The organism is Rhodanobacter denitrificans (assembly GCF_000230695.2).
In the GTDB taxonomy this organism is placed as follows: domain Bacteria; phylum Pseudomonadota; class Gammaproteobacteria; order Xanthomonadales; family Rhodanobacteraceae; genus Rhodanobacter; species Rhodanobacter denitrificans.
The window spans coordinates 2,190,152-2,213,419 of sequence record NC_020541.1; the positions used below are offsets into that span (position 1 = coordinate 2,190,152).

General features: G+C 60.1%; 17 protein-coding genes and 1 pseudogene. 10 read left to right on the forward strand and 8 right to left on the reverse strand.

Going from position 1 to position 23,268, the window contains the following annotated elements:
• Window positions 1-36 precede the first annotated feature (36 nt).
• The 9 genes from R2APBS1_RS09970 to R2APBS1_RS10010 all read left to right on the forward strand — a co-directional run bounded on the left by R2APBS1_RS09970 (window position 37) and on the right by R2APBS1_RS10010 (window position 12,301).
• On the forward strand, window positions 37-1,452 hold the full coding sequence (locus R2APBS1_RS09970; protein ID WP_015447886.1) for a TolC family protein: 1,416 nt from the start codon (window positions 37-39) through the stop codon (window positions 1,450-1,452).
• Window positions 1,449-2,501, forward strand: a complete 1,053-nt coding sequence (locus R2APBS1_RS09975) for an RND family efflux transporter (protein ID WP_015447887.1) — start codon at window positions 1,449-1,451, stop codon at window positions 2,499-2,501. Before R2APBS1_RS09970 ends, R2APBS1_RS09975 begins: the two co-directional genes overlap by 4 nt.
• Window positions 2,498-5,632: an efflux RND transporter permease subunit gene (locus R2APBS1_RS09980; protein WP_015447888.1), complete on the forward strand. Its 3,135-nt coding sequence runs from the start codon at window positions 2,498-2,500 to the stop codon at window positions 5,630-5,632. The genes R2APBS1_RS09975 and R2APBS1_RS09980 overlap by 4 nt, the downstream gene beginning before the upstream one ends.
• A 5-nt stretch (window positions 5,633-5,637) precedes the next feature.
• On the forward strand, window positions 5,638-6,318 hold the full coding sequence (locus R2APBS1_RS09985) for a response regulator transcription factor (protein ID WP_015447889.1): 681 nt from the start codon (window positions 5,638-5,640) through the stop codon (window positions 6,316-6,318).
• Window positions 6,319-6,343: 25 nt separating this feature from the next.
• Entirely contained in the window at window positions 6,344-7,552 is a 1,209-nt protein-coding gene (locus R2APBS1_RS09990; protein ID WP_235642846.1) for a sensor histidine kinase, read from the forward strand.
• An 84-nt stretch (window positions 7,553-7,636) separates the two neighbouring features.
• Window positions 7,637-8,818 (forward strand): MFS transporter, encoded by a 1,182-nt coding sequence (locus R2APBS1_RS09995; protein WP_015447891.1) that lies wholly within the window; start codon window positions 7,637-7,639, stop codon window positions 8,816-8,818.
• 89 nt (window positions 8,819-8,907) lie between these two features.
• A complete protein-coding gene (locus R2APBS1_RS10000) occupies window positions 8,908-9,309 on the forward strand; it encodes a GtrA family protein (RefSeq protein WP_015447892.1) in 402 nt (133 codons plus the stop codon).
• Window positions 9,310-9,399: 90 nt separating this feature from the next.
• Window positions 9,400-10,563, forward strand: a complete 1,164-nt coding sequence (locus R2APBS1_RS10005) for a glycosyltransferase family 9 protein (RefSeq protein WP_015447893.1) — start codon at window positions 9,400-9,402, stop codon at window positions 10,561-10,563.
• Window positions 10,564-10,657: 94 nt separating this feature from the next.
• Complete coding sequence (locus tag R2APBS1_RS10010; protein WP_015447894.1) at window positions 10,658-12,301, forward strand: ArnT family glycosyltransferase; 1,644 nt, start codon at window positions 10,658-10,660, stop codon at window positions 12,299-12,301.
• Between the two features lie 57 nt (window positions 12,302-12,358).
• On the opposite strand, the gene R2APBS1_RS19645 is transcribed toward R2APBS1_RS10010, so the two are convergent.
• The 8 genes and pseudogenes from R2APBS1_RS19645 to R2APBS1_RS10045 all read right to left on the reverse strand — a co-directional run bounded on the left by R2APBS1_RS19645 (window position 12,359) and on the right by R2APBS1_RS10045 (window position 22,481).
• Entirely contained in the window at window positions 12,359-12,547 is a 189-nt protein-coding gene (locus tag R2APBS1_RS19645) for a hypothetical protein (protein WP_244868483.1), read from the reverse strand.
• 85 nt (window positions 12,548-12,632) lie between these two features.
• The gene (locus R2APBS1_RS10015; RefSeq protein WP_015447896.1) at window positions 12,633-15,716 is read right to left on the reverse strand and encodes a Tn3 family transposase; all 3,084 of its coding nucleotides are present in this window, start codon (window positions 15,714-15,716) and stop codon (window positions 12,633-12,635) included.
• A 31-nt stretch (window positions 15,717-15,747) separates the two neighbouring features.
• Window positions 15,748-16,683 (reverse strand): annotated as a pseudogene (locus R2APBS1_RS10020) (site-specific integrase); the annotation flags it as partial.
• 255 nt (window positions 16,684-16,938) lie between these two features.
• A complete protein-coding gene (locus R2APBS1_RS10025) occupies window positions 16,939-18,624 on the reverse strand; it encodes an EAL domain-containing protein (protein ID WP_015447898.1) in 1,686 nt (561 codons plus the stop codon).
• Window positions 18,621-19,652, reverse strand: coding sequence for a CBASS cGAMP-activated phospholipase (locus R2APBS1_RS10030; protein ID WP_015447899.1), 1,032 nt, complete (start codon window positions 19,650-19,652; stop codon window positions 18,621-18,623). The genes R2APBS1_RS10025 and R2APBS1_RS10030 overlap by 4 nt, the downstream gene beginning before the upstream one ends.
• Before the next feature lie 29 nt (window positions 19,653-19,681).
• Window positions 19,682-20,212, reverse strand: coding sequence for an acyloxyacyl hydrolase (locus R2APBS1_RS10035; protein ID WP_015447900.1), 531 nt, complete (start codon window positions 20,210-20,212; stop codon window positions 19,682-19,684).
• A 232-nt stretch (window positions 20,213-20,444) separates the two neighbouring features.
• Window positions 20,445-20,858 (reverse strand): universal stress protein, encoded by a 414-nt coding sequence (locus tag R2APBS1_RS10040; protein WP_015447901.1) that lies wholly within the window; start codon window positions 20,856-20,858, stop codon window positions 20,445-20,447.
• 93 nt (window positions 20,859-20,951) lie between these two features.
• The gene (locus R2APBS1_RS10045; protein WP_015447902.1) at window positions 20,952-22,481 is read right to left on the reverse strand and encodes a DHA2 family efflux MFS transporter permease subunit; all 1,530 of its coding nucleotides are present in this window, start codon (window positions 22,479-22,481) and stop codon (window positions 20,952-20,954) included.
• Window positions 22,482-22,762: 281 nt separating this feature from the next.
• Between R2APBS1_RS10045 and R2APBS1_RS10050 the strand changes: the two genes are divergently transcribed.
• Complete coding sequence (locus tag R2APBS1_RS10050; protein WP_015447903.1) at window positions 22,763-23,230, forward strand: MarR family winged helix-turn-helix transcriptional regulator; 468 nt, start codon at window positions 22,763-22,765, stop codon at window positions 23,228-23,230.
• The last annotated feature ends 38 nt before the right edge of the window (window positions 23,231-23,268 follow it).

Consider the following 23,268-nt stretch of genomic DNA (forward strand, 5'->3'; position numbering starts at 1 on the left):
CGTGAAGAACCGATTGATCTCCTGCGCGGAAGATTCATGAACAAGCACGTTACACGCATCGTGGTCGTCGGCCTGGCACTCGGTTTGACAGCCTGCGCAAGCTATCGGCCACGGCCGATTGAACCGGCCGCCACCGTCACTGCGTTCGAGCACCGCTCGTTGCACGATCCGAGTCTGCAGGCGTTTCTGCAGCGAAACGACTCCGCGTACCACCCGACCACGGGGCCATCCTCGTGGGATCTGCGCTCCCTCACTTGGGTGGCTCTGTACTATCAGCCGGATCTCGATGTGGCACGCGCCAAATGGCGCGCCGCCGAGGCAGCAGTGATCACGGCCGGCGCCCGTCCGAATCCGACGTTGGATTTCACCAATCAATACAACGTCGATGCCCCTGCTGGCGTGTCGCCCTGGACGGTGGGCCCAACAATCAATGTACCGATCGAGACGGCAGGCAAACGCGGCGACCGGATTCGACAGGCGCAGCAACTGGCCGAAGCGGCACGCTTGAATATCGCGGAGACCGCGTGGCAAGTCCGCCGTCGCGTGCGCAGCAGCTTGCTTGGCGTGTATCCCACCGTGCCCTTGCTGCGTCGACAACAGGAGCGACAAGCGGAGCTGGTCAGGTTGATCGAACGGCGGACTGCAACGGGGGAAGCGTCGCAGCCGGAGCTCATCCAGGCGCACATCACGCTCAACCAGCTCAGCTTGAATCTGCAGGAAGCGCAGAAGCGTCTTGCTGAAAACCGGGTGCAGTTGGCGTCGGCGTTGGGTCTGCCGGTGAGTGCGCTCCATGGCGTCACGCTGTCGATGACGACGTTCGAGCATATGCCACCCCTGAGCGCGTTGCCGTCGCATGACGTGCAACGTCAAGCGCTGCGGGATCGCCCCGATGTCCGCGCTGCGCTGGCCGACTACGAAGCCAGTCAGGCCGCGTTGCAAGGCGAAGTGGCCAAGCAATATCCCGACATCACGCTCGGTCCGGGTTTTCTGTGGGATGCCGCACAGGCCAAGTGGTCGTTGGGGCTATCGCTGGTGCTGCCGTTGTTCAACCACAATCAGGGGCCGATCGCCGAAGCCCAGGCGCATCGCCAGCAGGCGGCCGCCAATTTTCTTGCCGTGCAAGCGCAGGCGATCGGCGAAGTCGACCAAGCGCTGGCCGGCTATCGCCAGGTTGTCGGCAAACTTGGTACCGCCGATACCTTGCTGGCGGCCCAACGCAAAGCGGCGCGCTCAGCCGAGGCGCTGTATCAGGCGGGCGAAACGGATCGGTTGAGTCTGATCGGCGCCCAGGTGGAATTGGCCGCGGCCGAACTGGCCCGTCTCGATACCCTCCTGCAGGCCCAGCAATCGCTGGGCGCGCTCGAAGATGCCATGCGGCACCCCTTGGGTGCACTTGCGACCGACATTCACACCCTTGAAAACGCGCCCCGCATGCAGGATTCCCAGCCATGAACAAGAAATCCATTCTCGCGGCCATCCTGGGCGCCATCGTGCTGGCTCTGGCGGTCTGGGGATTCCTGGCTGGCCAGAAGGAGCGCGCCACGGAGGCCCAGCGCGAGGCTCCGGTGAAGGCGCCGTCGCGCGTGTCGCAGGTGCAGGATCAAACGGCGGTCACGCTGGATACGGCGGATCAGAAGCAGAGCGGGATCGTCGTGGTCGCGCAACAGGCCATGGCCCATCGTCCGATGCTGCAAACGTTCGGAACGGTGCTGGATGTAGCGGATCTGATCGCGTTGCGCAACGCCAACGTCGCCGCCCAAACCCAGGTGGACAAGGCCGAGGCGGCGCTGCAGGCTTCCCACGCCGAATACCAGCGACTGCAATCGTTGCATCGCGACGAACGCAATATTTCCGACAAGGTCTTGCAGGCGGCCGCCGCGGTATGGCATGCCGACCAAGCCGCTTGGCGGGCGGCGCAAGCCGCGCTGACCGCCGCGCAGCAGACCGCAAGCCAGCAATGGGGCGACGTCTTGGCCAAGGCGGCGGATGCGAATATGCCGCTGTTCACGCGTCTGGTCACTCGCCAGCAAGTCCTGGTCCAGGTGGTGTTGCCGGCGACCACCGCACTCGCCCAGCCCCCTGCCCAAGCGCGCGTGCAGAGCGTCAATGGTGACTTTCACGCCGCCACCTTGATCTCGCCCGCGCCACGCACCGATCCCCGTCTGCAGGGGGCCAGTTTCTTCTATGCCGTGTCGGCCGAAGGTCTCTTGCCGGGCATGGCGGTCACCGCGTATCTGCCCTCGGGCACGTCGTTACAAGGCACGATGATTCCCGGCTCGGCGGTTGTGTGGTGGCAGGGTCGATCGTGGATTTATAGCCGCAACCAGCCTGACCGTTTCGTGCGCCATGCGTTACCGGTCGACAACCCGGTGGACGGCGGCTGGTTCGTGGCCCAGGGGTTTGCTCGGGGCGAACCGATTGTGGCAACGGGCGCGCAATTGTTGCTCTCGGAAGAGCAGCGGTCACGCATTGCCGTAGGTGAAGACGGAGACAAGCAATGAGGCAGGACGCGCCGGGGCTGCTGGCGGCGATCGTCCGCTTCTCGTTGCGGTTTCGTGGTGTGGTGCTGGTGCTGGCGGGCATCCTGATTGTCTATGGCACGCTCACACTGTCGCGTAGCAAATACGACGTGTTTCCGGAATTCGCCCCGCCGCAGGTGTCGATTCAGACCGAAGCGCCAGGGTTGGCGCCCGAACAGGTGGAGGTGTTGGCGACCCAACCGATCGAGAACGCGATCAACGGCCTGCCGGGGCTGCAGGCGCTGCGATCGCAATCGATCCAGGGCTTGTCGGTGATCACCATCACCTTCAATCCGGGCAGCGACATCTATCGGGATCGGCAGAATCTCGGGGAGCGTCTCGGTGCGCTTGCCACCCAGTTGCCGCAAGGCGTGCAGGTGCCGGTGATGTCGCCGCTGACCTCCTCCACCAGTGTGGTGCTGGATATCGGCCTGACTTCCGACAAGCGATCGCTGATGGAGCTGCGCACGCTCTCCGACTGGACGCTGAAACCGGCGTTGCTGGCGGTACCGGGCGTCGCAAAGGTTGCGGTGTTCGGGGGCGATACCAAGGAATACCAGGTCCAGATCCACCCGGAGCAATTGCTCAAATACAATCTCGCGGTCGACGACGTCCTGACGGCGGCGCGTCGGGCCACGGGTGTGCGTGGTGCCGGGTTCATCGACACATCCAATCAGCGCATCGTCCTGCAGAGCGCCGGGCAAGCGCTCACCGTGCAGGAAATCGCCGGTACCATCGTGCGGCATCAGGCGGGTGGAAATGTCACCTTGGGTGACGTCGCGCAGGTGGTCGTTGCCCCGGAGCCGCCCATCGGGGCGTCCTCGATCATGGGCCATCCGGCCGTCCAGTTGGTGATTTCCGAGCAGTACGGTGCCAATACACTTGAGGTCACTCAGAGCGTCGAAAAAGCGCTGGCCAGTATGAAGCCGGGCCTGACCGCGCAGGGCATCACCTTGCATGCCGATCTATTTCGTCCCGCCAACTTCATCACGACGGCGACAGGCAACATCAAATCTTCGCTGATGATCGGCGGCGTGCTCGTCGTGATCGTGCTGATGCTGTTCCTGTACAACCTGCGTACGGCCGCGATCTCGCTGGTGGCGATCCCGTTGTCGTTGCTCGCCGCCGTGACGGTATTGGAATATTTCGGCTTCAGCCTCAACACCATGACCTTGGGCGGCCTGGCCATCGCCATCGGTTTGCTGGTGGACGATGCGGTGATCGTGGTGGAGAACATCTACCGCCGGCTGCGCGAGAATCGGCATGCCGAGGTACCCCGCGCCGTCTTCACGGTGCTGCTGGACGCTTCGCTGGAAGTGCGCAGCGCGGTGGTCTACGCGACGCTGGCGATCGCGTTGGTGTTCATTCCCGTGCTGACCATGTCAGGCATCGCAGGGCGCCTGTTCGCGCCCTTGGGCATTGCCTATGTATTGGCGACGCTGGCCTCGCTCCTGGTCGCCATGACGGTCACCCCCGCCTTGTGCTACTTGCTGCTGGCCAACCGCCCCTTGCCGGAAAGCGAAGCGCCGTTGGTGCGTTGGACCAAGGATCGTTATCGCGGCATGCTGTTGCGTGTGGAGACCAGCTATCGCGTGGTCATGACGGTGGTCGTAGTGGTGACGTTGATGGCGGTGGCGGCGCTGCCGTTCTTCGGAGGCAGCTTTCTGCCGGAATTGCGCGAAGGCCATTTCATCGTGCACATGTCGGCGGTGCCGGGGACCTCGCTGCAGGAGTCGATACGCATCGGCAACCATGTGACCGCCGCACTGCTGAAGCTGCCCTTCGTCCGTTCGGTGTCGCAAAATGCCGGGCGTGCCGAAAAGGCCGACGACACGTGGGGCACGCAATACAGCGAGTTCAACGTCGATCTCAAACCTCTCAGCGGTGATGCGGCAGAAGCGGCTGTCTCGGATATTCGCAAGGCGCTGGCACCATTTCCCGGCGTCAACTTCGCGGTCAAGACCTTCCTGACCGAGCGTGTCGAAGAAACCCTGTCGGGCTTTACCGCCGCCGTGGCGGTCAATATCTACGGCAACGATCTGGACACGCTCGACGCCAAGGCGGCGGACGTCGCGAAGATTCTGGCGCAGCTGCCCGGCGCGGCGGATGTCCAAGTGCAGTCACCGCCGGGTACGCCGCAGTTGGTCGTACGCTTGCGCAAGCAAGCGCTGGCGCATTGGGGATTCGATGCGGTGACGGTGCTCGACGCCATCCGCACCGCCTACCAAGGCGATCAGGTCGGCCAGGTCTACGACGGGAACCGCGTGTTCAATGTCTCGGTCATCCTCGCGCCCCAACAACGTGGCAAGGTGGCCGAAGTGGGTGCCTTGCCGATTCGCAACGCCGCCGGCACGTATGTCCCACTGAAAGAACTGGCCGACGTCTATGAGGATGCGGGGCGCTACGTCGTCTTGCATGATGGTGCCCGGCGCGTGCAGACCGTGACCGCCAACGTGAGCGGGGGCAACGTCTCGGCTTTTGTCGCCGCCGCCCAACAGCAGATTGCCGCCAAGGTCGCGCTGCCGCCCGGCAGCTACGTGGAGTTTGGCGGTGCGGCTGCGGCGCAGAGCCAGTCCACGCATGATCTGCTGATCAATTCGCTGATCGCCGGTGTTGCCATCATCTTGTTGTTGTTCATGGTGCTCGGCAGCACGCGCAGTTTGTTGCTGGTGCTGGTCAATCTGCCGTTCGCGCTGGTCGGTGGGGTACTGGCGGTGTTCGCCACCGGCGGCGGCCTTTCCATCGGCTCGATGGTGGGTTTCGTCACCTTGTTTGGCATTACCCTGCGCAACTCGATCATGCTCTTGTCGCACTACGATCATCTGGTCAATGTCGAAGGCATGACATGGGGACCGGAGGCTGCCCTGCGCGGTGCGCAAGAACGCCTGTCGCCCATCTTGATGACCGCGCTGGTCACGGCCTTGGGGCTGTTGCCGCTGGCGATCGGCAGTGGCGCTCCGGGTCGCGAGATCGAGGGGCCGATGGCGCTGGTCATTCTCGGCGGATTGGTCACCAGCACCGCGCTCAATCTGCTGGTGCTGCCCACGCTGGCCCTGCGTTACGGTCGTTTCCAGCGCGATACGCCGGGCGACACCCACCCCGCGGAGGCTTAGCGGCCATGTTGCGTGTGCTGCTTGTCGAAGATAACCGTGACTTGGCAACCACTCTGTGGGATTACCTGGAGCTGCATGGCTTCGCGGTGGATCATGCTTTCGACGGTATGACCGGGCTGCGCTTGGCGTTGACGGGCACGCACGATCTGATCGTGCTGGATCTGGGGCTACCGCGGCTGGATGGTCTGGAGGTCTGCCGCCAGCTTCGCGCCGCCCAGCACGATGTGCCGGTGTTGATGCTGACCGCTCGCGAGACGCTGGACGACAAGCTGCGCGGTTTCGCCGAGGGTGCGGACGATTATCTGGTCAAACCGTTCGCCATGAAGGAACTGGTGGCGCGGCTGCATGCTCTGCATCGGCGCGTGCAGCCCCCCCTTGGCGCGCCCTTGCGGGTCGCCGATCTCGAATACGATGCCGCCCGTTTTCGGGTCAGGCGCCAAGGTGTTTCCGTCTCGGTATCCCGTGCAGGCCTGCGCTTGCTGGAGGTTTTGATGCGTCGTTCGCCGCTCGTGGTCAGCCACGCCGACCTGGCCCGGGCACTATGGGGCGAGGCAGTGGGCGACGCCAATGCCATGCGCACACACCTGCATGCCCTGCGCCAGGCCATCGACAAGCCGTTCGACAAGCCGCTGCTGCATAGCGTGCACGGGATCGGCTACCGTTTGGCGGATGACGATGCGCCTTAGATTCACGCTCCGCACCCGGATTGTCTTGGCGTTCCTCGCCTTCGGGGTGGTGCTGTCGAGCTTGTTCGCCGCTGTGGCGTTGACCTCCATGGCCGACTTCGAACGCATCCTGATGACGGAGTTGCTGCAGGTCGAAACCAGCAACCTCATCGCGCACCTCCACACTCAACCAAGTACACCCCTGCCAGCCTCCCAGCGGATCTATGCGTATGTGAGTCGGGCGAGCGACCGCCATGATGTGCCCGCGGAAATGGCCGCCCTGCCACCGGGGACACACATACTGGATCGCGAAGGGGATCGGGAGACGTATGTCGCCGTCTCCGACGACGGCACCCAGCGGTTGTACTTCGTCATCGATCTGAGCGACATCGCCCAGCGCGAAACGTTTCTGCGTTGGTTGATGGCCGGTGTCATCCTCATAGGTACGCTGGTCTCCGGCGCGCTGGGCCTGCTCTTGGCCGGGCGGTTGATTGCACCGGTTCAGCGACTGGCGCAATGGGTCGAAGCATCGGCGCCGCCCCGCCGCGACGATCGCCTTCGCACCCACTTCGCCAATGACGAGGTCGGTGCGCTGGCGGTCGCCTTCGAGCACTACCAGGCACGCCTGGATGCGTTCCTGACGCGCGAACGGGAGTTTACCGCCGACACCAGCCATGAATTGCGTTCACCGCTGTCGGTGATCCAGGCCAGCGTCGATCTGCTCGCAGAAGACGCCACGGTAGGTCCTTCCGGTCAGCGCGCCATCCAGCGCGTGCGTCGACGTACCGCCGAATTGACGGATCTGCTCGATACGCTGCTTTACCTGGCCCGTCACGAGACGGAGGTGGCGATCGTTGCCGAACCCATTCCTGTGCGTGCCACATGGCAGCGCCTCGTCGACGCACAGACGATGCCTCCATCGACACCCGTGCAACTGCACGGCGATGCAAGCATCACCGTGTTGGCGCCCCAACGTGCTGTGACGTTGGTGTTTGGGCAATTGCTACGCCGAGCGGGCGAGCTCTCGGACGGGGCCGTGGTGTCCATAGTCATCGCATCCACGGGCATCGAGCTGAGCCCATGGCCGCAGGTTGGTGAGATGACGAACGCGAGGATTGACCAACGGCGGTCCGACAATGGCTTTGGGTTGAGCTTGATCAGTCGTCTTTGCGAACGGTTGGGATGGACGGTGCGATGGCCACAGCAGTCCGGTGAGCCGCTAACGCTCACCCTTGCGGACTCCAACCATGCATGACGGCCGACCCGATAAGCCACGGACTGCTTCTAACCCGGAAGATGGGGACGTACGGAACCGCATCCGGTTCGCTGAAGACGACCGATGAGGTCAACCGTTTCCAAGACCATCATCGTGCTCGGCTTCGTGAGCTTCCTCAACGAACTGTCATCGCAGATCGTTGCGCCGCTGATTCCGCTGTTGCTGGTCACGACGTTGGGTGCGGGTCCGGTGGCGATGGGCCTGGTCGACGGCGTGGCGGACGCGGTCGCCAGCGGAGTTCGTCTTTGGGCCGGTCGTCGCTCGGATGTGCGTGGGCGCCGGCGCAAGATCTTCGTCGTCATGGGCTATGGTCTGTCGAGCATCGCGCGACCGCTCGTGGGACTCGCGCTCAACTGGCCGGTCGTGATGTTGCTGCGCAGTCTCGACCGCGTCGGCAAGGGGGTGCGTGGTGCCCCCCGCGATGCGTTGGTGGCCGATGCCACGCCGGCGGCATTGCGAGGGCATGCGTACGGCATCAATCGCGCCCTGGATTACGCCGGTGCGGTCGGCGGCAGCCTGATCGCTGCAGCGGCATTGCTGTGGATCAGCCATCGCATCAGCGTGGTCATCATGCTGTCGGCCATTCCCGCGGCCCTCGCGCTGGTGGTTTTGATGACTCTCGTCAAGGATGTGCCGGCGAAAACGATCAAGCCCGGAACGACGCCAGCGCCTTTGCGTTGGCGTGCGTTGACTGTTCCGTCGCGGCGCTTCCTGACCGTCTTCCTGCTTTTTGCCTTCGCCAGTGCGTCGGAGAGTTTCATTCTGTTACGTGCTCACGAAATCGGTATGGGTAACGTCCAGGTGCTCCTGCTTTGGGCCGTGTTGTGCGCCGTGCAAGCCGGGGTCGCCTGGCGTGCCGGGAAGGTTTCCGACCGTTTCAACAAAGTCACGGTCGTGGCCTCCACCTGGTTGGCCTACGGCGTGGGCTTGCTGCTGTTCGCGTTCGTGGAAAATATCCTGGGCCTGTGGATCGTCGTGGTCGTCTATGCCTTGCTCAGCGGCATCGGCGAAGGCGCGGAAAAAACGCTGGTCAGCACATTGGCGACGGAAGCGGACCGCGGCACCGCCTTCGGATGGTTCACGATGATTTCGGGGTTAGGAGCCATCCCTGCCGGGTTGATGTTCGGCGTCATTTGGCAGCAGTCCACCGCAGGCATCGCGTTCGGGGTGTTCGGCGTCCTGGCCATCGTGAGCGGGGTACTGTTGTGGGTGATCTTGCCGACACAGCGTGCGGCAACTATCTGAAGGATGGATAGCGTGCTTATTCAATCGGCTATCGCCAGCGAAAAGCAAGTGCTCCCTCTCCGCGTCAACATTCAATGAGCTATTCAAGCATGTTCCTCCGATCGATCACCTTGAATGATGGCGTCCGCCGAACCTTCTTCTTTCTTCTAGCAGGTGGTACGGGATTCCTACTCTATTTTTGCATTTCGATGGTTTTGCATTATGGGTTTCGCGTCGGCGAGGTCGTTTCGGCGATCTTTGGAACTTTACTGCCGATCCCGCCGACATTCTGGATGCAGCGCCGGCTCACGTTCCAAAGTGATACGCCAAAGAGACAGGCGCTTCCGCGCTATGCGGTGCTCCAGCTGGGCAATGCGGCAGTCGTCTCGGGGCTCACCGCATTGGGAACAAAAATGGGACTGTCGGGGGGCCTGATATTCCTCATCGCGGGAGTCACAGGCGCTTTGATTTCCTATGTCGTACAGTCAAAGCTGGTGTTTCACGAAAACTAAATTCAAGAAGCCTCTTGTGATTTTAAGCGGAGGCTAAGCAAGGGCCGCTGCAGCGACAGCCCCACTTTTGACAGTATTGATAAAATTTCGATGAAAAATAGCGACGCACCATCCCAGATATCCCACTCACCAACAGGTTCCACTTCTCGGCGCTGGGAGGCTTTGCGCCATCGCGTCGTTGCGCAATGTTTTGGCCGCCTTTTTGGCGCCGTCGGAAGCCGACTTTGCGAGCCGGGCCAGCTGCCAACTCGCGGTATCCACCGTGTACTCGTATGTCGTCCCAATCACCGGCTCGGCAATGCCATCTTGCTCAGTCCGTTGCTCGCCGAAATCGAGGCGCTGTATCCCGGATCGGAAATTGACCTGGTCTGTGGCGGTGGTGCAGCGGAGGACTTATTCGCGCACCGCTTCCAGGTTCGCCGGGTATTCAGCCTGCCGCGAAAAATCGCACGACATCTATGGCTGACGATCACGCTGCTTCGGCAACTGCGAAGCAATTCCTACGATCTGGCCATCGACGCCTGCAGCGGTTCGCAGTCCGGACGGCTGCTGCTGGCCTTCGTCAAGGCCCGTTTCAAATTGGGCTTTCCGGATGCCCTCGGGAAAAGGGACTCGGCTTGGCACAACTGGCCATGCCCGGAGCACCTCGCACATCGCAGTGTTTTTTTGCTTCGCACAGCCTACACGGGAAAGGTAGATCGAGCCTACCCACCACTCAATTTGGGGCTATCAGATAGCGAGAAGCAGCAAGCCCGGCAGGCGCTCGTCGCTGTACTTGACGCCTCAGGACAGCGGTCAGGAATAAGCCGACCGGTTATCGGGATATTCGCCAACGCCACTGGTGCCAAACGATACGGTGAAGATTGGTGGAAGCAATATGTCGGTGCTCTGCGAACTTTGAAGCCCGAAGTGCTGATCGTCGAGCTGATCGCGGAACATGGCCAGACACTGCTAGACGGCAACTTTGCTTCTTACTACACGCGTCATCTGCGTCGTCTTGCCTCGATGATCGCAAACATGGACGGTTTCATCAGCGCAGACTGTGGCGTGATGCATTTGGCCGTCGCCAGCGGCACCCCAACACTAGGCTTGTTCTCGGTGACTTGTTTGAGAAAATACGGCCCATACGGGCAAAAAAATACGGCCATCGATACCGAGACCATGAGTGCTTCAGACGTGGCTGCCATCACTGCCGAGTGGCTGAGTTTCGGCATACCCACGGCTTCGCCACCCTTGTCATCCTTCAACCATTGACAGGGTCATCGCATCGACCGAATACGTTCGGTCGATGTAGAGCACTTTGGCATGCGTGTTTTGTCGCACGCTTTCTCCACTAGCCGGTTGCCTTATGCAGTCCCATTCAAACCGTTTCGATGCGCTGCGTCTGTTATGGCCTTGGCTTCCGCTGTGGATCACTGCCGCGTTGGCCGCAATCTTCATGCACGGCCCGATGCCGATGTATTCCACCCGGACACTCTCGGTCGCCTGGGAAATGTGGCATCAGCACAGTTTCATCGTGCCAATGCTCAACGGCGCACCTTACAGCGATAAAACGCCGATGCTGTACTGGCTGATTCATGCGGGATGGGCCATCGCCGGAGTGGGCGACATCTGGCCCCGTGTACTCGAAGTCATGATGGGGGCTGCCGAGCTGGTGCTTGCCACCGTGCTCGCACGCCGCTTGTTCCCTGAACGCGTGGCGGTTGCGCAAGCCACGCCGTGGGTGCTATGCGCCTTCACCTACGCCTTCTTGTTCGGCCTGCAAACGATGTACGAAGTGCTGCTCGCCGCCTGTGTTCTTGCTGCCTTGGTCAGCCTTACCCCTAGCTCGCGTCGTGAAGCGCCCCGTTTCATTGGGTTCGCCCTGGCGCTCGGAATCGGGTTGCTTACCAAAGGTCCGGTGATGCTGTTGCACGTCGCCTTCCCTTGGTTGCTCGGGCCACTGTGGAACGATTGGGCGCGGCGTGAGTCACGACGGTGGTACGCCGGCGGACTACTGGCGGTGCTGACCGGATGCGCCATGTTGCTAGCGTGGGCGCTCACGGCTGCCTCGATCGGTGGTCCGGCCTATCGCGAGCAGTTGCTGTTTCATCAAACGGCAGGGCGAGTCGTGGAAGCGTTCGCGCATGCGAAACCGCTCTGGTGGTACCTGCCGGTGCTACCGTTGTTGGTATTTCCGTTCGCGCTTTGGCCGAGGCTGTGGTTCGCGCTGTGTGCCCTGCGTCGTCCGTTCGAACCGGGACTGCGTTTCGTGTTCGCTTGGCTGGTCCCGGTGTTATTGGTGTTCTCCCTGATCAGCGGCAAGCAGCCGTATTACCTGTTGCCCGAATGTGCAGGTTTCGCATTGCTGTTCGCCGCCGCCGTGACTCGATGGCAGCCGAACCATGCGTCGCTGGCGACCAGCCGCTGGCTGAGTCCCTGGCCACTGGCTGTCTTAGCCGTTGGCGCCGGTCTGTTCCTGATGGCGCTTCCGCAGCTCATCGCGCACGGGCTGATACGTGATACGCAACTCGTCGCGTTGGGGGCTTTCAGCACCGCGTTCGGCGTGCTCTATCTCTTGCTGGGTGGTCTGCTTCTGCCAGGAAGGAGTGAGTTGCACCGCATTGCCTTGGTGGGCCTTCTGGGTGCCGTTGCCGCCAATGGTCTATTCACGCTCACCTGGTGGCCAGCTTTCGATCTCAAGCCTGTGGCCGTGTTACTGGCACGTGCCGAAGCTCAGGGTCGACCCGTCGCCAATCTGGAAACGTACGACGGTCAGTTCGACTTTCTGGGCCGATTGACACTACCTATTGCGCAGCTGTCCGAAGGCGAATCGGTGCAGGTGTGGGCAAAAGCACATCCACAAGGATTGATCGTGAGCTACCCAGCCACGGTGACATCTCTCGATCGACGCATAGCTCTTTATGTACAGCCGTTTCGTGGCGTGTGGTTGACCATATGGCCAGCCAGCGAATTGGCCGCCGGTCGCGAAGGCCTGCCGAAGGCGAACTAAACAACCGCACCCTTCGGACGAATTTTCCAACTGAACCCGGTTGAAAAGAGCACGCTATCAAATTTTCAAATAATCATCACACGCGGTGATGAGTTCTCGCAGTGTCGGCTCATCCGCATCAGGACGGGCCGCCAGCAGGGCGCGAAGTTCCCCAATCTGTTTATTGTCTGGAATCAGTTCGGACGGACTTTCCCACATCCAGTCGATCACGATCGGCAAAAGTTGGGTGGCAGACAACGTGGCCACTTCATGCCGGGTGGGTACATGGCTATTTGTGCCCATCCCCCGATAATATAAAATAGCTTATACATCAATACTTTGACGATCAATTTTACCCTATCCCGGAATCATTGAGGTCATGTGTCGCTTGGTTCCAGTTGACCAAGTCCACCAAGCGCGCGGCTAACGCATCGAGGTCGACCCTCGTCTCGCCGGGACTGAACTCGAAGGTGCCGAACAAATTGATGTTCTGCCACGCCACCGGCGACATGCTTCTGAGTATCTCGATGGCGGCCTCGTCTCCCGCCGCGAGCTTTTGGTCATAGATGCGAGACAGCAAGGCGGTGTTGTAGTAGATGATCGCGTTGGCGATCAAGCGCGAGCAGTCGTTCCAGATCTGCTGTTCTGCTTCGGTTTGCACGCGAAATTTTCCGCTGTTGACGTAGGCGATCGCGCGGCGGAAGCGGTGGTAGGCCTCGCCTCGATTGAGCGCCTTCTGCACGCTCTGACGCAAGCCGACATCGTCGATGAAATCGAGGATGTAGAGCGTCCGGTAGATGTTGTCCAGTTCCCACAGGGCTTTCTTGGTCTGATTCCGCCGGGCATAACTGCTCAGTTTGCGAATGATCGTGGCTTGGGTCACCTCCTTCTGCCCCAATGACGCCATGATTCGTTGAATATTGGGCCACTCAGCCACGATCAGCGCCTCATTGACCTTACGTGCTGGTTTGATGAGAGCATTGCCGTACTGATTCGGTGATTTGAAGCTGACCAAGGAATCGACCTTCGTACGCAGATCGCGGTAGCGCGGCGCGAAGCGATAACCGTACGCGTGCAGCACCCAGAAATTGACCTGGTTGGTGCCATGGGTGTCGGTCGAATGCTGTTCGGGCCTGATCTCGGAGGTATTGTTGAACAACAAGTCGAACACGTAATGACTCTCGTGCTCGTGGGCACCGATGACCTGCCCGTTGATCGGTACATGGTTGGCCACCACCGTGCAGACGCTGACACCTTTTTTCATCCCGAAATACTTCGGTGAGTGCCGCGCGTTGATCGTGTCGATCTGGGTTTCGATCCGCTGACCGTCGCTGCTCGAATGCAAGTGGTTGCCGATGTTGAAAAGATGGAACGCAGACAATTTTGCCGTGGCATTGCTGATGGCATCGTTGGCGCCGCGTATGGTCTCCTGCCGCAGGAAGCTGCGGGCGGTGGCCAACAAGGAGGCGTGGCTGAGACCGGAGACTTCGGCCATCTTCCACAATCCCATATTGGTACCCATGGCGACGATGCAGGCGAGAATCTCGCGAGGGTCCGGCGGCTGCTTGACGTAGCGCTCCAGCACGTGCGTGAACGCTCCCAGAAACTCCGTGTTCCCGGCCACAAACCACAATAGATCGGCAATGCCGATGCCCGGAATTTGCGCGTAGAACGGGCTGTTGAGGGACTCGTCAAGCGCAGGATAGATCAGGTTCCAGCGTCGTTTGTCGCCCTTGCCGCGGACCGTGATGTGTGCATTGTCGCCATCGGCGATGTGGGCGTTCACCGTTTGAAACTTCGCGTCCAGCTGAGTGCGTAGCGCGGCCAAGGTGTCCTCAATAGGGGCCTGCAGAATCGGGGCATCGAGGTCGCGCAGTACCGCCTCTTTGTCGATCCAGCGCTCATCACTGATCAGATCATCCTCGAAGCGCCGGTATTCGTTGCTGTCCTTGACGAATACATCACCGGCCTCCATCGCGTCGCACAACAAGCGATAGACGAGAAATTCGTACCGATCGACGTCGAGCCGCTTGGCTCGTCCTTTTCCTTCGGCGGTGGTGAACAGATAGCCACGCAATCGCTTGGGGATGAGATCGACCGGAAACGTGGTCGGGTCGATCTGTCGTGGCGTATGCCCCAGTCGCAGATGGCCTTGCAAGAAGTCGACAGCAGCCATGAGTGGCGCATGTTCGACCCGGCCAGCGAAATCCAGATCGGTGAATAGGTGACGCAGGTTTCGCTTGAAGGTCGACGTGAGCGTGGTGTAGTACGCCCACTGGAAACCTACCTTGTCGAAGGCGATGTTGCGCATGTAGTCGGCCACCAGCGGAATGCGCTCGGGACCAAGGTAGCTAAACGCTTTGGCTTTCACCGTCGCGAACGCGGCATCATCAGGAATCGTGTCGTCGACAAACAGTTGAAGTACCTCACCGGCGGCCTGCAGATGCTCACTCGCGTCGGTCAGTGCTTGCCGCATCGCTTCTTCACTGGCCAGCTTGGCCTGCTTGCCGTAACCCTCCACGCGAACCATGAAGGCTTCGATCAAATGGTCGTTTATCTGCCGGTAGCGGTGGTAGGCGAAACACAGCAGGTACAGCCGTATGGTGGCCGGCGCCATGCGCTGCAGCTTGTAGACGGTGTAGTACATCACCAGGGAAGCGAAATATTTGCCGCTCTCCTGCGAGATACCTGCCGCTGCCAAAAATTGCTGCGCGAACGCATGCAGCGGTTGAAAGAGCTGACGTCGTTCGACTTCTTGCTTCAGCGCCTTGTAACTGAAATCGTTCGGTTCGTGTTTGAGCGCGCTGATTCGATACATGGATTCATCGGCTTGCAGCAATGCGTCGAGCTGGCTGCGGATATCGGGCGTCAGCGCCTGTTCCAGCAAACTCGCCAACCGCACGCGCTCGTTGGTGACCACCAAACCGATGATGTCTTGGAACGTGCTGTACGCCGGTGTGACGAGGCGTTCTCGTTCCACGTAATGGAGCGCTTCGCGCAGCAGGTAGCGCGGTTGAGTCGAGCGCATGGCGATATGCTGGATGCGCTCAACCAGTGCTCCCCGTGCGGAACGGTTCCACGAGCGAACATTGAGTAGTTGAAGAACGAGCTTCTGCAGTGCGACACGCGTCGGTTGGGTGGGGGACCGAATGGCCTTCCAGGGAATATCCGGGAAATGCCGCGCGAGGATGTGCTTCACATCCTCGCGCACGGCTTCCGGTTCGATGTCGAAGAACTGTCGTTTGGCTTTGAAATAACCCAGCTGCAGCACCAGATACAAACCAGTCGTACCTCGACGCGCTGCTACTGCCGCTTGCTCGGCTGCGCTCAGGTCGAAGTACAGCAACCGTTCGTCTTCGGTGAAACGTGGCAGGCCGTAAAGGTCGTCGATTTCTTCGCCGGTGAGGATCGCCAGGCGGTGCGGGTTAGCCGTCATCGTGCCCCACGTGCAACGTGATCTTGTCGGCTAGCCCGCGTTCGATCCGAGCTTGCGCGAAGGGATCGGTTCCATCGATATAGCGCATGGCCGAATGCACGTCCTTCCAGCCAACGTACTCCATCAATGCCTTCACATCCCAGCCATTCGCGTTGGCCCATCCCGCGAAGCCCCGGCGCAGCGAATGACCGCTATATGTCTCTGGCGAAGCCAGTCCTGCCCGCGTAAACAACCTGCGCAGCAACGGCACTACGCTGTTGCTGTGCAAGGCGCCCGTCCCGAGCGCGCCCCAACGCGCAACACTGCGAAAAAGGGGGCCGGTGGTGAGGCCCGCATGACTGACCCAATCGAGCGTGGCCGTCACGGGACACCACCGACTGAGCGCCGGCACCCGATAGGTCGTACCGGCGAGTTGTCGATCGGTCTTGCTGCGCCCGAGGAAACACGTCATCCCTTGCCCAGGCACCACCACAATATGCTCGGTCTGCAGACCCACCAGCTCGTCGACACGAAACCCACGCCAGAATCCCAGGAGGAGCATTGCCCGATCGCGCCGGCACCGAAGTGCTTCGGCGCTGTCTCCGCGCAGGTCAGCGGCCGCGATGGCGGTATCGAGCCAAGCGGCCACATGGGCAACCGCCGTGAGCTGCAAGGGTTCGGCGCGTTTCTCTCGCACTGGATGGAGCGCTTGTATGCCCTTCAGCGTCTTTTTCACGATCGGTGCGGCTGTGGGATCGGAAAATCCGTGCGCTTGATGCCAGTGTGAGAGCGCCGCGAGTCGTTGCCGAAGTGTATTGGTCGACAAGGCGGTTGCATGTGCCACTAAATACTGGGCAACCGTGTCCGTCGTCGCTGGAAGCAATCCGCCCCAAGTCACTTCAAAATGGCGTACGGCAGATGCGTAACTGCGCTGGGTATTTTCACGCTGCGCCGCTTGCAGATAGGTTTCAAGTGACTGAGAAGGCATCATCAGGTTCATTAGTTATGATCTGCCACACCCGCATGAGCATCGAGCAATGCATGAACTCACTAATCACGAGTTACGCGCAGAGCAAAGCACCACAGAAACCCATCGACGCAACTGAGAAAAATTCCTGTGACCAATCTGAACGATGGCGGATTCAGTAGATTGGAAAGCGCTTTTCAGTGCTGCCAGGAAAGTCATGGGATAGATAGCAGCAAGCCTCCATGCACTGCGCAGTGGTTGGATAGCGCGATGTGATCAGCCGTTTTCCTCGATCCGGATCCAATCCTCGACAAGGCACTCGATGAACGCATTGCGAGCTTTGGTGTAGCTCGCACTGGCAGGGCCCTGTCGAATTGCGATCTGATGCAGGAGTCGATGGATCCGATCCAACTGAGTGCCCTTTGCAGCCGATGCATGGAGATAGGCATCGACTCGACAAGACGTGCGGACAAGTGTTGCGATCATTGCGGTATCGTCCATAAACATCCCCAGCCGATCTTCCCACAACAGGAACCCTGATAACGCGCCCAAGGCCGTACGGGGCACCATGGGATCGCACGCGAAACGTGAGCTTACACACCAGTCTGCTACGTGAGCACCAGACATCGGGCGCGCCAGCGCAAAGCCCTGCCCCAGATCAGCGCCAAGAATTGTTGCTGCTTCGATCAGACCCGCTGTCTCCAGTCCTTCGACCACCACTTTGACACCGAGGTCGTGGCCGAGCCGGGTCAGCTGGTATATGAAGTACAGCGTCCGCAGCGGCTGCCGCGCTATCTGGGCCACCAGCGTCTGATCGATCTTGATGCGATCAAAGGAGAGGTGGCGCAAGCGGCTCAGCGAGCTGTAGGCTGAGCCAAGATCGTCCTCCGCCAATTGGATCCCTAACGCCTTAAGCGCCAGCAGGCCACTCTCAGCATCGATAGTTTCGTCCATCCACTCCGATTCGAGGAGTTCGAGAACCAACGTCCCGGATGGACAGGGGTGTTGTTCAAGAACCTCGCGGGTAATGTCCACATAGCGCCGATCAAGTAGCGCGCTCGAAGGGAGATTGACAGCGATGCCCAGCGCAAGCCCATCCGTGGCCCACTGTTGGCGCGCGGCAAGTGCTTGGGTTAGCCCCTGTTGATACAGGAACAATAGGTCGTCCGAGCCGAGCGCTGGCAGGAACCATATGGGCAGTATCAGGTGGTCATCTTCGCGGATGCGTGCTAAGGCCTCGACCTCAACCACCTTGCCCATGCGAAGATCGACTACGGGCTGGTATTGCATCACCAGATCGTCGGTTGCTAGTTTGGCGCGCCAATGGTCACGTAGGAGTAACGGAGCTGCCTGGATGCCCTCAGTTTTCGGCAGCAACCGTGTCAAAGCGAGGCCCAGCAGGCTTTGCAAGTGCAACAGGAACGTATGTTGACTTGCGGTGGAAAAGCCGCCCGTGGCTGATGAGTAAAGGGTCAATACACTCTCAGTGGTGCCCTTAGGCAGACGCACGGGAATGGCCGCATTGGATCGAATGCCCAAACCCAACGCCACCCCACGCCACACGGTCATCTCCGGATCGGTAGCGTAGTTGAACGTGCGCTGGATTCCTCCGCTTTGCCAAGCACGACCCATCGCCATGCTGCCCCCGAGACGCTGAGCCTCGGCGCGAATATCTGGATGCTCGCCACGCTCAACCGCTCGCAAACAGCCGATAAAGGCTTCACTGCCGGCCACCGCTTCAAAATGAAATCGGCCATATGCGTCTGGTCGACCGATTGCGCACCCGACGATTTCGTCGAGGGTAAGCAGCGTAGCGGCCACCCGTTGGATAAAATCGGGGTAACAATCGGCTGACCAAGCAATCGCACTGATGCGCAGCAAAACATCGTTGCGGGCGAACTGACCCGCACGCGCTCCCTGCCGCACCGATCGCACGGTTGCCTTGCCATCCACTTTTTTCATGCAGGCAGGTCGGTTTCTGGTTCAGCTGCGCCAAGAATGGGGTGCCGCCATGCGCTATCGACTTCGTGTTCGCGCAGCATCTGAATTAGGCCCCTGATGGACGGACGCACGTAAGCATCTTTCCAAGCCCGCTCGGCCAGCTCTGTGAGTCGCTTGGAAGCGGCAAGCGAGGCATTGTCAAATTGCAGCAAGCTATCGCCCGCCGTATCCGGCGTGCCTTCGATCCGAAGGTAGCGATCATCGAGAATGTGTCGAAGGATATTGTCCGTCAGCTCGCGCTGGGCGGATGCCATCGTTGCATACAAGCGTCCGTTCTTGATCCAGCCCAGCGCGCCCAAACTGCGCTTTTCGCGTGCTAACCTGCGAGGGTTGGCGACATTGGTGCCCAGACTCAGCACGTAAATATCCGACGCTGGTACGTGGCAATAATGGGTGGCCTCGTGCAAGCCGAACATGCCGGGCGAGTTGGCGAAAATCCCCGCATCCACATAGAGCTGGCCGCGCAGATCGGCCAGCGGAAAGTAGGTCGGCGCGGCCGTCGCCGCCATGGCAACTTCGGACATCAGCATGTCCGCATAATACCAATTGCGCGCACTATGCGACGTCTTGATTACCTCCAATCGACCGGTAGACGCATTGATGACAGGTATGACCAGGCGCGTCCTTGCCATGCCCAAGGTGAATTTCTCGCCAATGATCGCGTTCACTGTCTCCGCTATGGTTTCTCCGCGATAGCGAGAGCGAAACATGTAGCGAATGCTGGCCACGTACGCGAGCGGGCGGATAGCGCGCCACCGAGAACCAGGAAAGATTCGTGCGCCGTGTTCGAGAAACCCCGCTTCGATATCGCGTGCCGGCGTGCCGGCAGCAACCGCCATGGCTGCCACGGCCCCGATCGATGATCCGCAGATCAGGTCGAAGGCTTCACCGATCGGCTTGTGCAGGGCACGCTCCAGTTCCCTCAGCAACACGGCCTCATGCAGGCCGAGATAGCCGCCACCCGACAAGGCAAGAATGGTAAATGGCATAGATGCATTTCTGTGTTATCGATACAGCGTTAAAGATCAAAGCCGAAACCTACCAGACCCATGGTTTCGCCGCGATTGGGCTCATGTAGGCCGCCGTTGGAGATGTGACGAATCTGCAGACTGAAATGCTTCCATTGCCATCCGAGTGTGCTTACAAACTGATAGGCACTGCTCAGGGCCTCAGTCCGTCCACGCGTACCCGCTACTTGAAAACTGAAGAACAGTGGGCGGTACCAGTCGCCCTCGCTGCCGTAGTGCAGACGGGCACCCGCGGCGCCGATCCACACATTCTTGGTGACGCCGGGGCTCATGGTGCGATAGCGCCCAATGTCGCGGCCTCTGAGGTATCCGATCGAGACATCGGGCGACAAGGTAAACCGCGTTTCACCTAACGGGAATGAAGGGAAGACCGACTCGATGAAAAATGAATTAGTTCCATGGCTGTCCATGTAGCTGCGACCACCTTGGACTTCCAGATGGGTCTGCGCGAAGACGGAGCCAGAAAGCAACAGACAAGCAAACGCAGCGGTAGCGCAAAGTGTGATACGGGGTGAGAGCATAAAGTAACTCCTTCGATCAGCTCACCATTAGTTGGATGCTTATGAAAATGCCATCGAGGCTGGGTGAGACAGTGCACGGAACAGTCTTTTCAGGTGTTGCTTGATAGAGCAGGCGGGTAGGCTTCAAGCGGTTGCCCGAGCAGGCATGAGAACTGCGATTCAGGACTGCAAATCTCTTGTTCAAAGACTGCACTGAACCGTTGGTTTCGCTGCCATGGTCTGTCCACAAACCTCATGGCACGACAGTCACTGGTATGCGCGTGTGGGCGAATACATCAGTCGACACGGAACCGAGCAGCCAACGAGCAAGGGCTCCTCTCTCGGTGTGTCCAATCACGATGTGATCAATCGCGTACTGCTTGACCTGCCTAAGCAGCACATCACCGGGATTTCCGGGGATCATTTCAAGATCGATCAGTTTGTCGGCGTCTGGCGCGAGTTGCTTCAATTCCGCCATCAGGTCGCCCAGGCGTTGCGCCCCCACATCGGCCATCATCAGCGCGGCGGTGTCCGCGCCACCGCCCGTGATCTGCAGCACCGACACCACCCTGACGTGACCGCCCGAGCAGCGGGCCAGCTCAAGCGCGAAGAGAAAAGCGCGTTGTGCCGTTAATGAGCCATCATACCCAACAAGAATGTTCTTCATGGATTTTCCTCCGTTATTGCAAGCAGTCGAGTGAGAGCATGGAAGTCTTCATACCTCGCATCAAACGTGGAACCCATCCGAGAGTTTTCTGCCTCAATGCCCGCCGGATAGCGCATTCGCTCTTGGTGAAAACGGTGGTTTTGTCAGCCAGATCACCGGCATCAGACCCAGAAAAATCCAGCCGAGGGAATAGAACAGTTCGTTGAAACCGATCTGGTAAGATTGCTGGGTAATCATGCCGTTGATGATATCGGCGCCTGCCTGCGCATTGCCATGCCCCAGTTGATGGATCGCCGACAGGGCCAATGGGTTATAGGGATTAAGGCTTTCCGCCAGCTGGGCGTGATGCAGGACGGCACGCCGATCCCATAGGAAGGTGGTGAGCGAGGCTGCGAAGCTTCCACCCAGCGTGCGCAGGAAGGTCGCCAGCCCCGAGCCTGCGGCAATCTCGTTCTGGTCAAGATCCGATAAAAGGATCACGGTGACCGGCATGAAGAACAATGCCACGCCAAACCCCATCAGGAACTGCATCATGGCGACGTGCGTGAAGTCGACCTCCAGATAGAAACGGGAGCGCAGGAAGCAGGTCGCCCCCATCACCACGAAGGCCACGGTCGCCAACAGGCGCAAATCGAAGCGCATCGCATAGCGGCCCACCAGGAACGTCAGCAGCAGCGGGGCGATACCGAGCGGCGATGCCGCCAAACCGGCCCATGTCGCGGTATAGCCCAGGTTGCGCTGTAACCACTGCGGCAGCAGCAGGTTGATGGAGAAGTAGGCCGAAAAGGAAAGCACCAACGCCAGCGTGCCGAACTTGAAGTTATGGTGACGAAACAGCCGCAAGTCGACGATGGGGTCGCCGTCGGTCAGTTCCCAGATCAAAAAGATCGCCAGACTGATCACGGCGACAATGCAGGTGACGATGACGAACGGCGAGTTGAACCAGTCCTCGTCGTTGCCCTTGTCCAGCATGATCTGCAGGGCGCCCACGCCGATGACCAGCGTGATGAGACCGACATAGTCCATCTTCGGCCGCTCGTTCGGTGCGGGGTAACCCTTCATTTGATTGGCTACCACCATGCTGGCCAGCATGCCGATCGGCACGTTGATGAAGAAGATCCAGGACCACGAATAATTCTCGGTGATCCAGCCGCCGAGGATGGGACCGGCGATCGGTGCCACCACAGCCACCATCGAAAGCAGCGCCAGCGCCATGCCGCGCTTTTGCGGTGGATAGATGCCGATCATCAGGCTCTGCGTGATGGGATACATCGGTCCGGCCACCGCGCCCTGGATGGTTCGGAAAAGGATCAGCATGCCCATGCTGCGAGAGACGCCGCACATGAAGGACGCCAATACGAACAGCAACGTGCACCAGACAAACAGCCTCACCTGACCGAAGCGACGGGTGAGGAATCCCGTCAATGGCAATGAGATCGCCAAACTGACGGCAAAGGAAGTGATCACCCATGTGCTCTGGCTCGAACTGACGCCCAGGTTGCCGGCGATGGTGGGCAACGACACGTTGGCGATGGTGGTATCCAGCACCTGCATGAAGGTGGCCAGCGAAAGCCCCAGCGTGGCGACCACCAGGCTGGTCGGGCGAAACTGGCCGTTCGTCATGGCACGTCAGAAATCCGAGGGATCAGCGAGGAGGGATGATCCCCATTGCATAGAGGACACCCTGCGCCGCTCCCGTCGAGGCCCGCGGTCACGGCGGCTCAGCCCCCAAGGCAACTAACAAAATTGCTTGAGCCAATCATTGAACGTACCCGGATTGCGGCTGGAGTCGTTCTGATTTTTACTGTCTAATACATAGTTGTCAAGGCAAACATTGATTTTGCACGGGTGATGCCCGCCGTTACCATCTGGGCGGACGAAGGCCAACCGGGATTAAGTGATCCATGCCCCTTAAGCACGATGCGTTCTACGCATTCACCGCCGCGCTCCAGCCGACCAAGAAGGCTTGGCACTCGGTAGCCGGTTCGGTGTTGACGGCGTCTGGTCTGTCGATCTCGCTGGCGACGCCCGTCTTGCTGGTCTCGCGTATGGGCGATGGGGTGCCGCAGCACGTGTTGGCAGACCGCATCGGCGTCCATCCAGCAGCGCTCCTGCGGACGCTTGATCAAGCGCAGAGAGTGAACTTGCTGGAGCGGCGTGAGGTCGTGGGAAACCGACGCATCCGAGCAGTCCACCTCCTCCCGGAAGGGTGTCGATTGGCGCAAGTGATGGAGACGGCACTCAAGGCGCTTCGTTGCACCCTGCTCGAAGACATCCCTCGGGAAGACATCGCGACGGCGACCCGAGTTCTTCAGGCCTTCGAAAACCGTGCGAACCTGTTTGCACAGCAGGAACGCACGAATTCCAAGTGATGAAGGAAGCCTTGGAATGGTCGCTTTTGCAGTAATTG

Excerpts from the sequence above, each read along its gene's own strand:
- R2APBS1_RS09970 (WP_015447886.1), top strand. The coding sequence starts at position 37 with ATGAACAAGCACGTTACACGCATCGTGGTCGTCGGCCTGGCACTCGGT.
- R2APBS1_RS09975 (WP_015447887.1), top strand. The coding sequence starts at position 1,449 with ATGAACAAGAAATCCATTCTCGCGGCCATCCTGGGCGCCATCGTGCTG.
- R2APBS1_RS09980 (WP_015447888.1), top strand. The coding sequence starts at position 2,498 with ATGAGGCAGGACGCGCCGGGGCTGCTGGCGGCGATCGTCCGCTTCTCG.
- R2APBS1_RS09985 (WP_015447889.1), top strand. The coding sequence starts at position 5,638 with ATGTTGCGTGTGCTGCTTGTCGAAGATAACCGTGACTTGGCAACCACT.
- R2APBS1_RS09995 (WP_015447891.1), top strand. The coding sequence starts at position 7,637 with ATGAGGTCAACCGTTTCCAAGACCATCATCGTGCTCGGCTTCGTGAGC.
- R2APBS1_RS10000 (WP_015447892.1), top strand. The coding sequence starts at position 8,908 with ATGTTCCTCCGATCGATCACCTTGAATGATGGCGTCCGCCGAACCTTC.
- R2APBS1_RS10005 (WP_015447893.1), top strand. The coding sequence starts at position 9,400 with ATGAAAAATAGCGACGCACCATCCCAGATATCCCACTCACCAACAGGT.
- R2APBS1_RS10010 (WP_015447894.1), top strand. The coding sequence starts at position 10,658 with ATGCAGTCCCATTCAAACCGTTTCGATGCGCTGCGTCTGTTATGGCCT.
- R2APBS1_RS10015 (WP_015447896.1), bottom strand. The coding sequence starts at position 15,716 with ATGACGGCTAACCCGCACCGCCTGGCGATCCTCACCGGCGAAGAAATC.
- R2APBS1_RS10025 (WP_015447898.1), bottom strand. The coding sequence starts at position 18,624 with ATGAAAAAAGTGGATGGCAAGGCAACCGTGCGATCGGTGCGGCAGGGA.
- R2APBS1_RS10030 (WP_015447899.1), bottom strand. The coding sequence starts at position 19,652 with ATGCCATTTACCATTCTTGCCTTGTCGGGTGGCGGCTATCTCGGCCTG.
- R2APBS1_RS10035 (WP_015447900.1), bottom strand. The coding sequence starts at position 20,212 with ATGCTCTCACCCCGTATCACACTTTGCGCTACCGCTGCGTTTGCTTGT.
- R2APBS1_RS10040 (WP_015447901.1), bottom strand. The coding sequence starts at position 20,858 with ATGAAGAACATTCTTGTTGGGTATGATGGCTCATTAACGGCACAACGC.
- R2APBS1_RS10045 (WP_015447902.1), bottom strand. The coding sequence starts at position 22,481 with ATGACGAACGGCCAGTTTCGCCCGACCAGCCTGGTGGTCGCCACGCTG.
- R2APBS1_RS10050 (WP_015447903.1), top strand. The coding sequence starts at position 22,763 with ATGCCCCTTAAGCACGATGCGTTCTACGCATTCACCGCCGCGCTCCAG.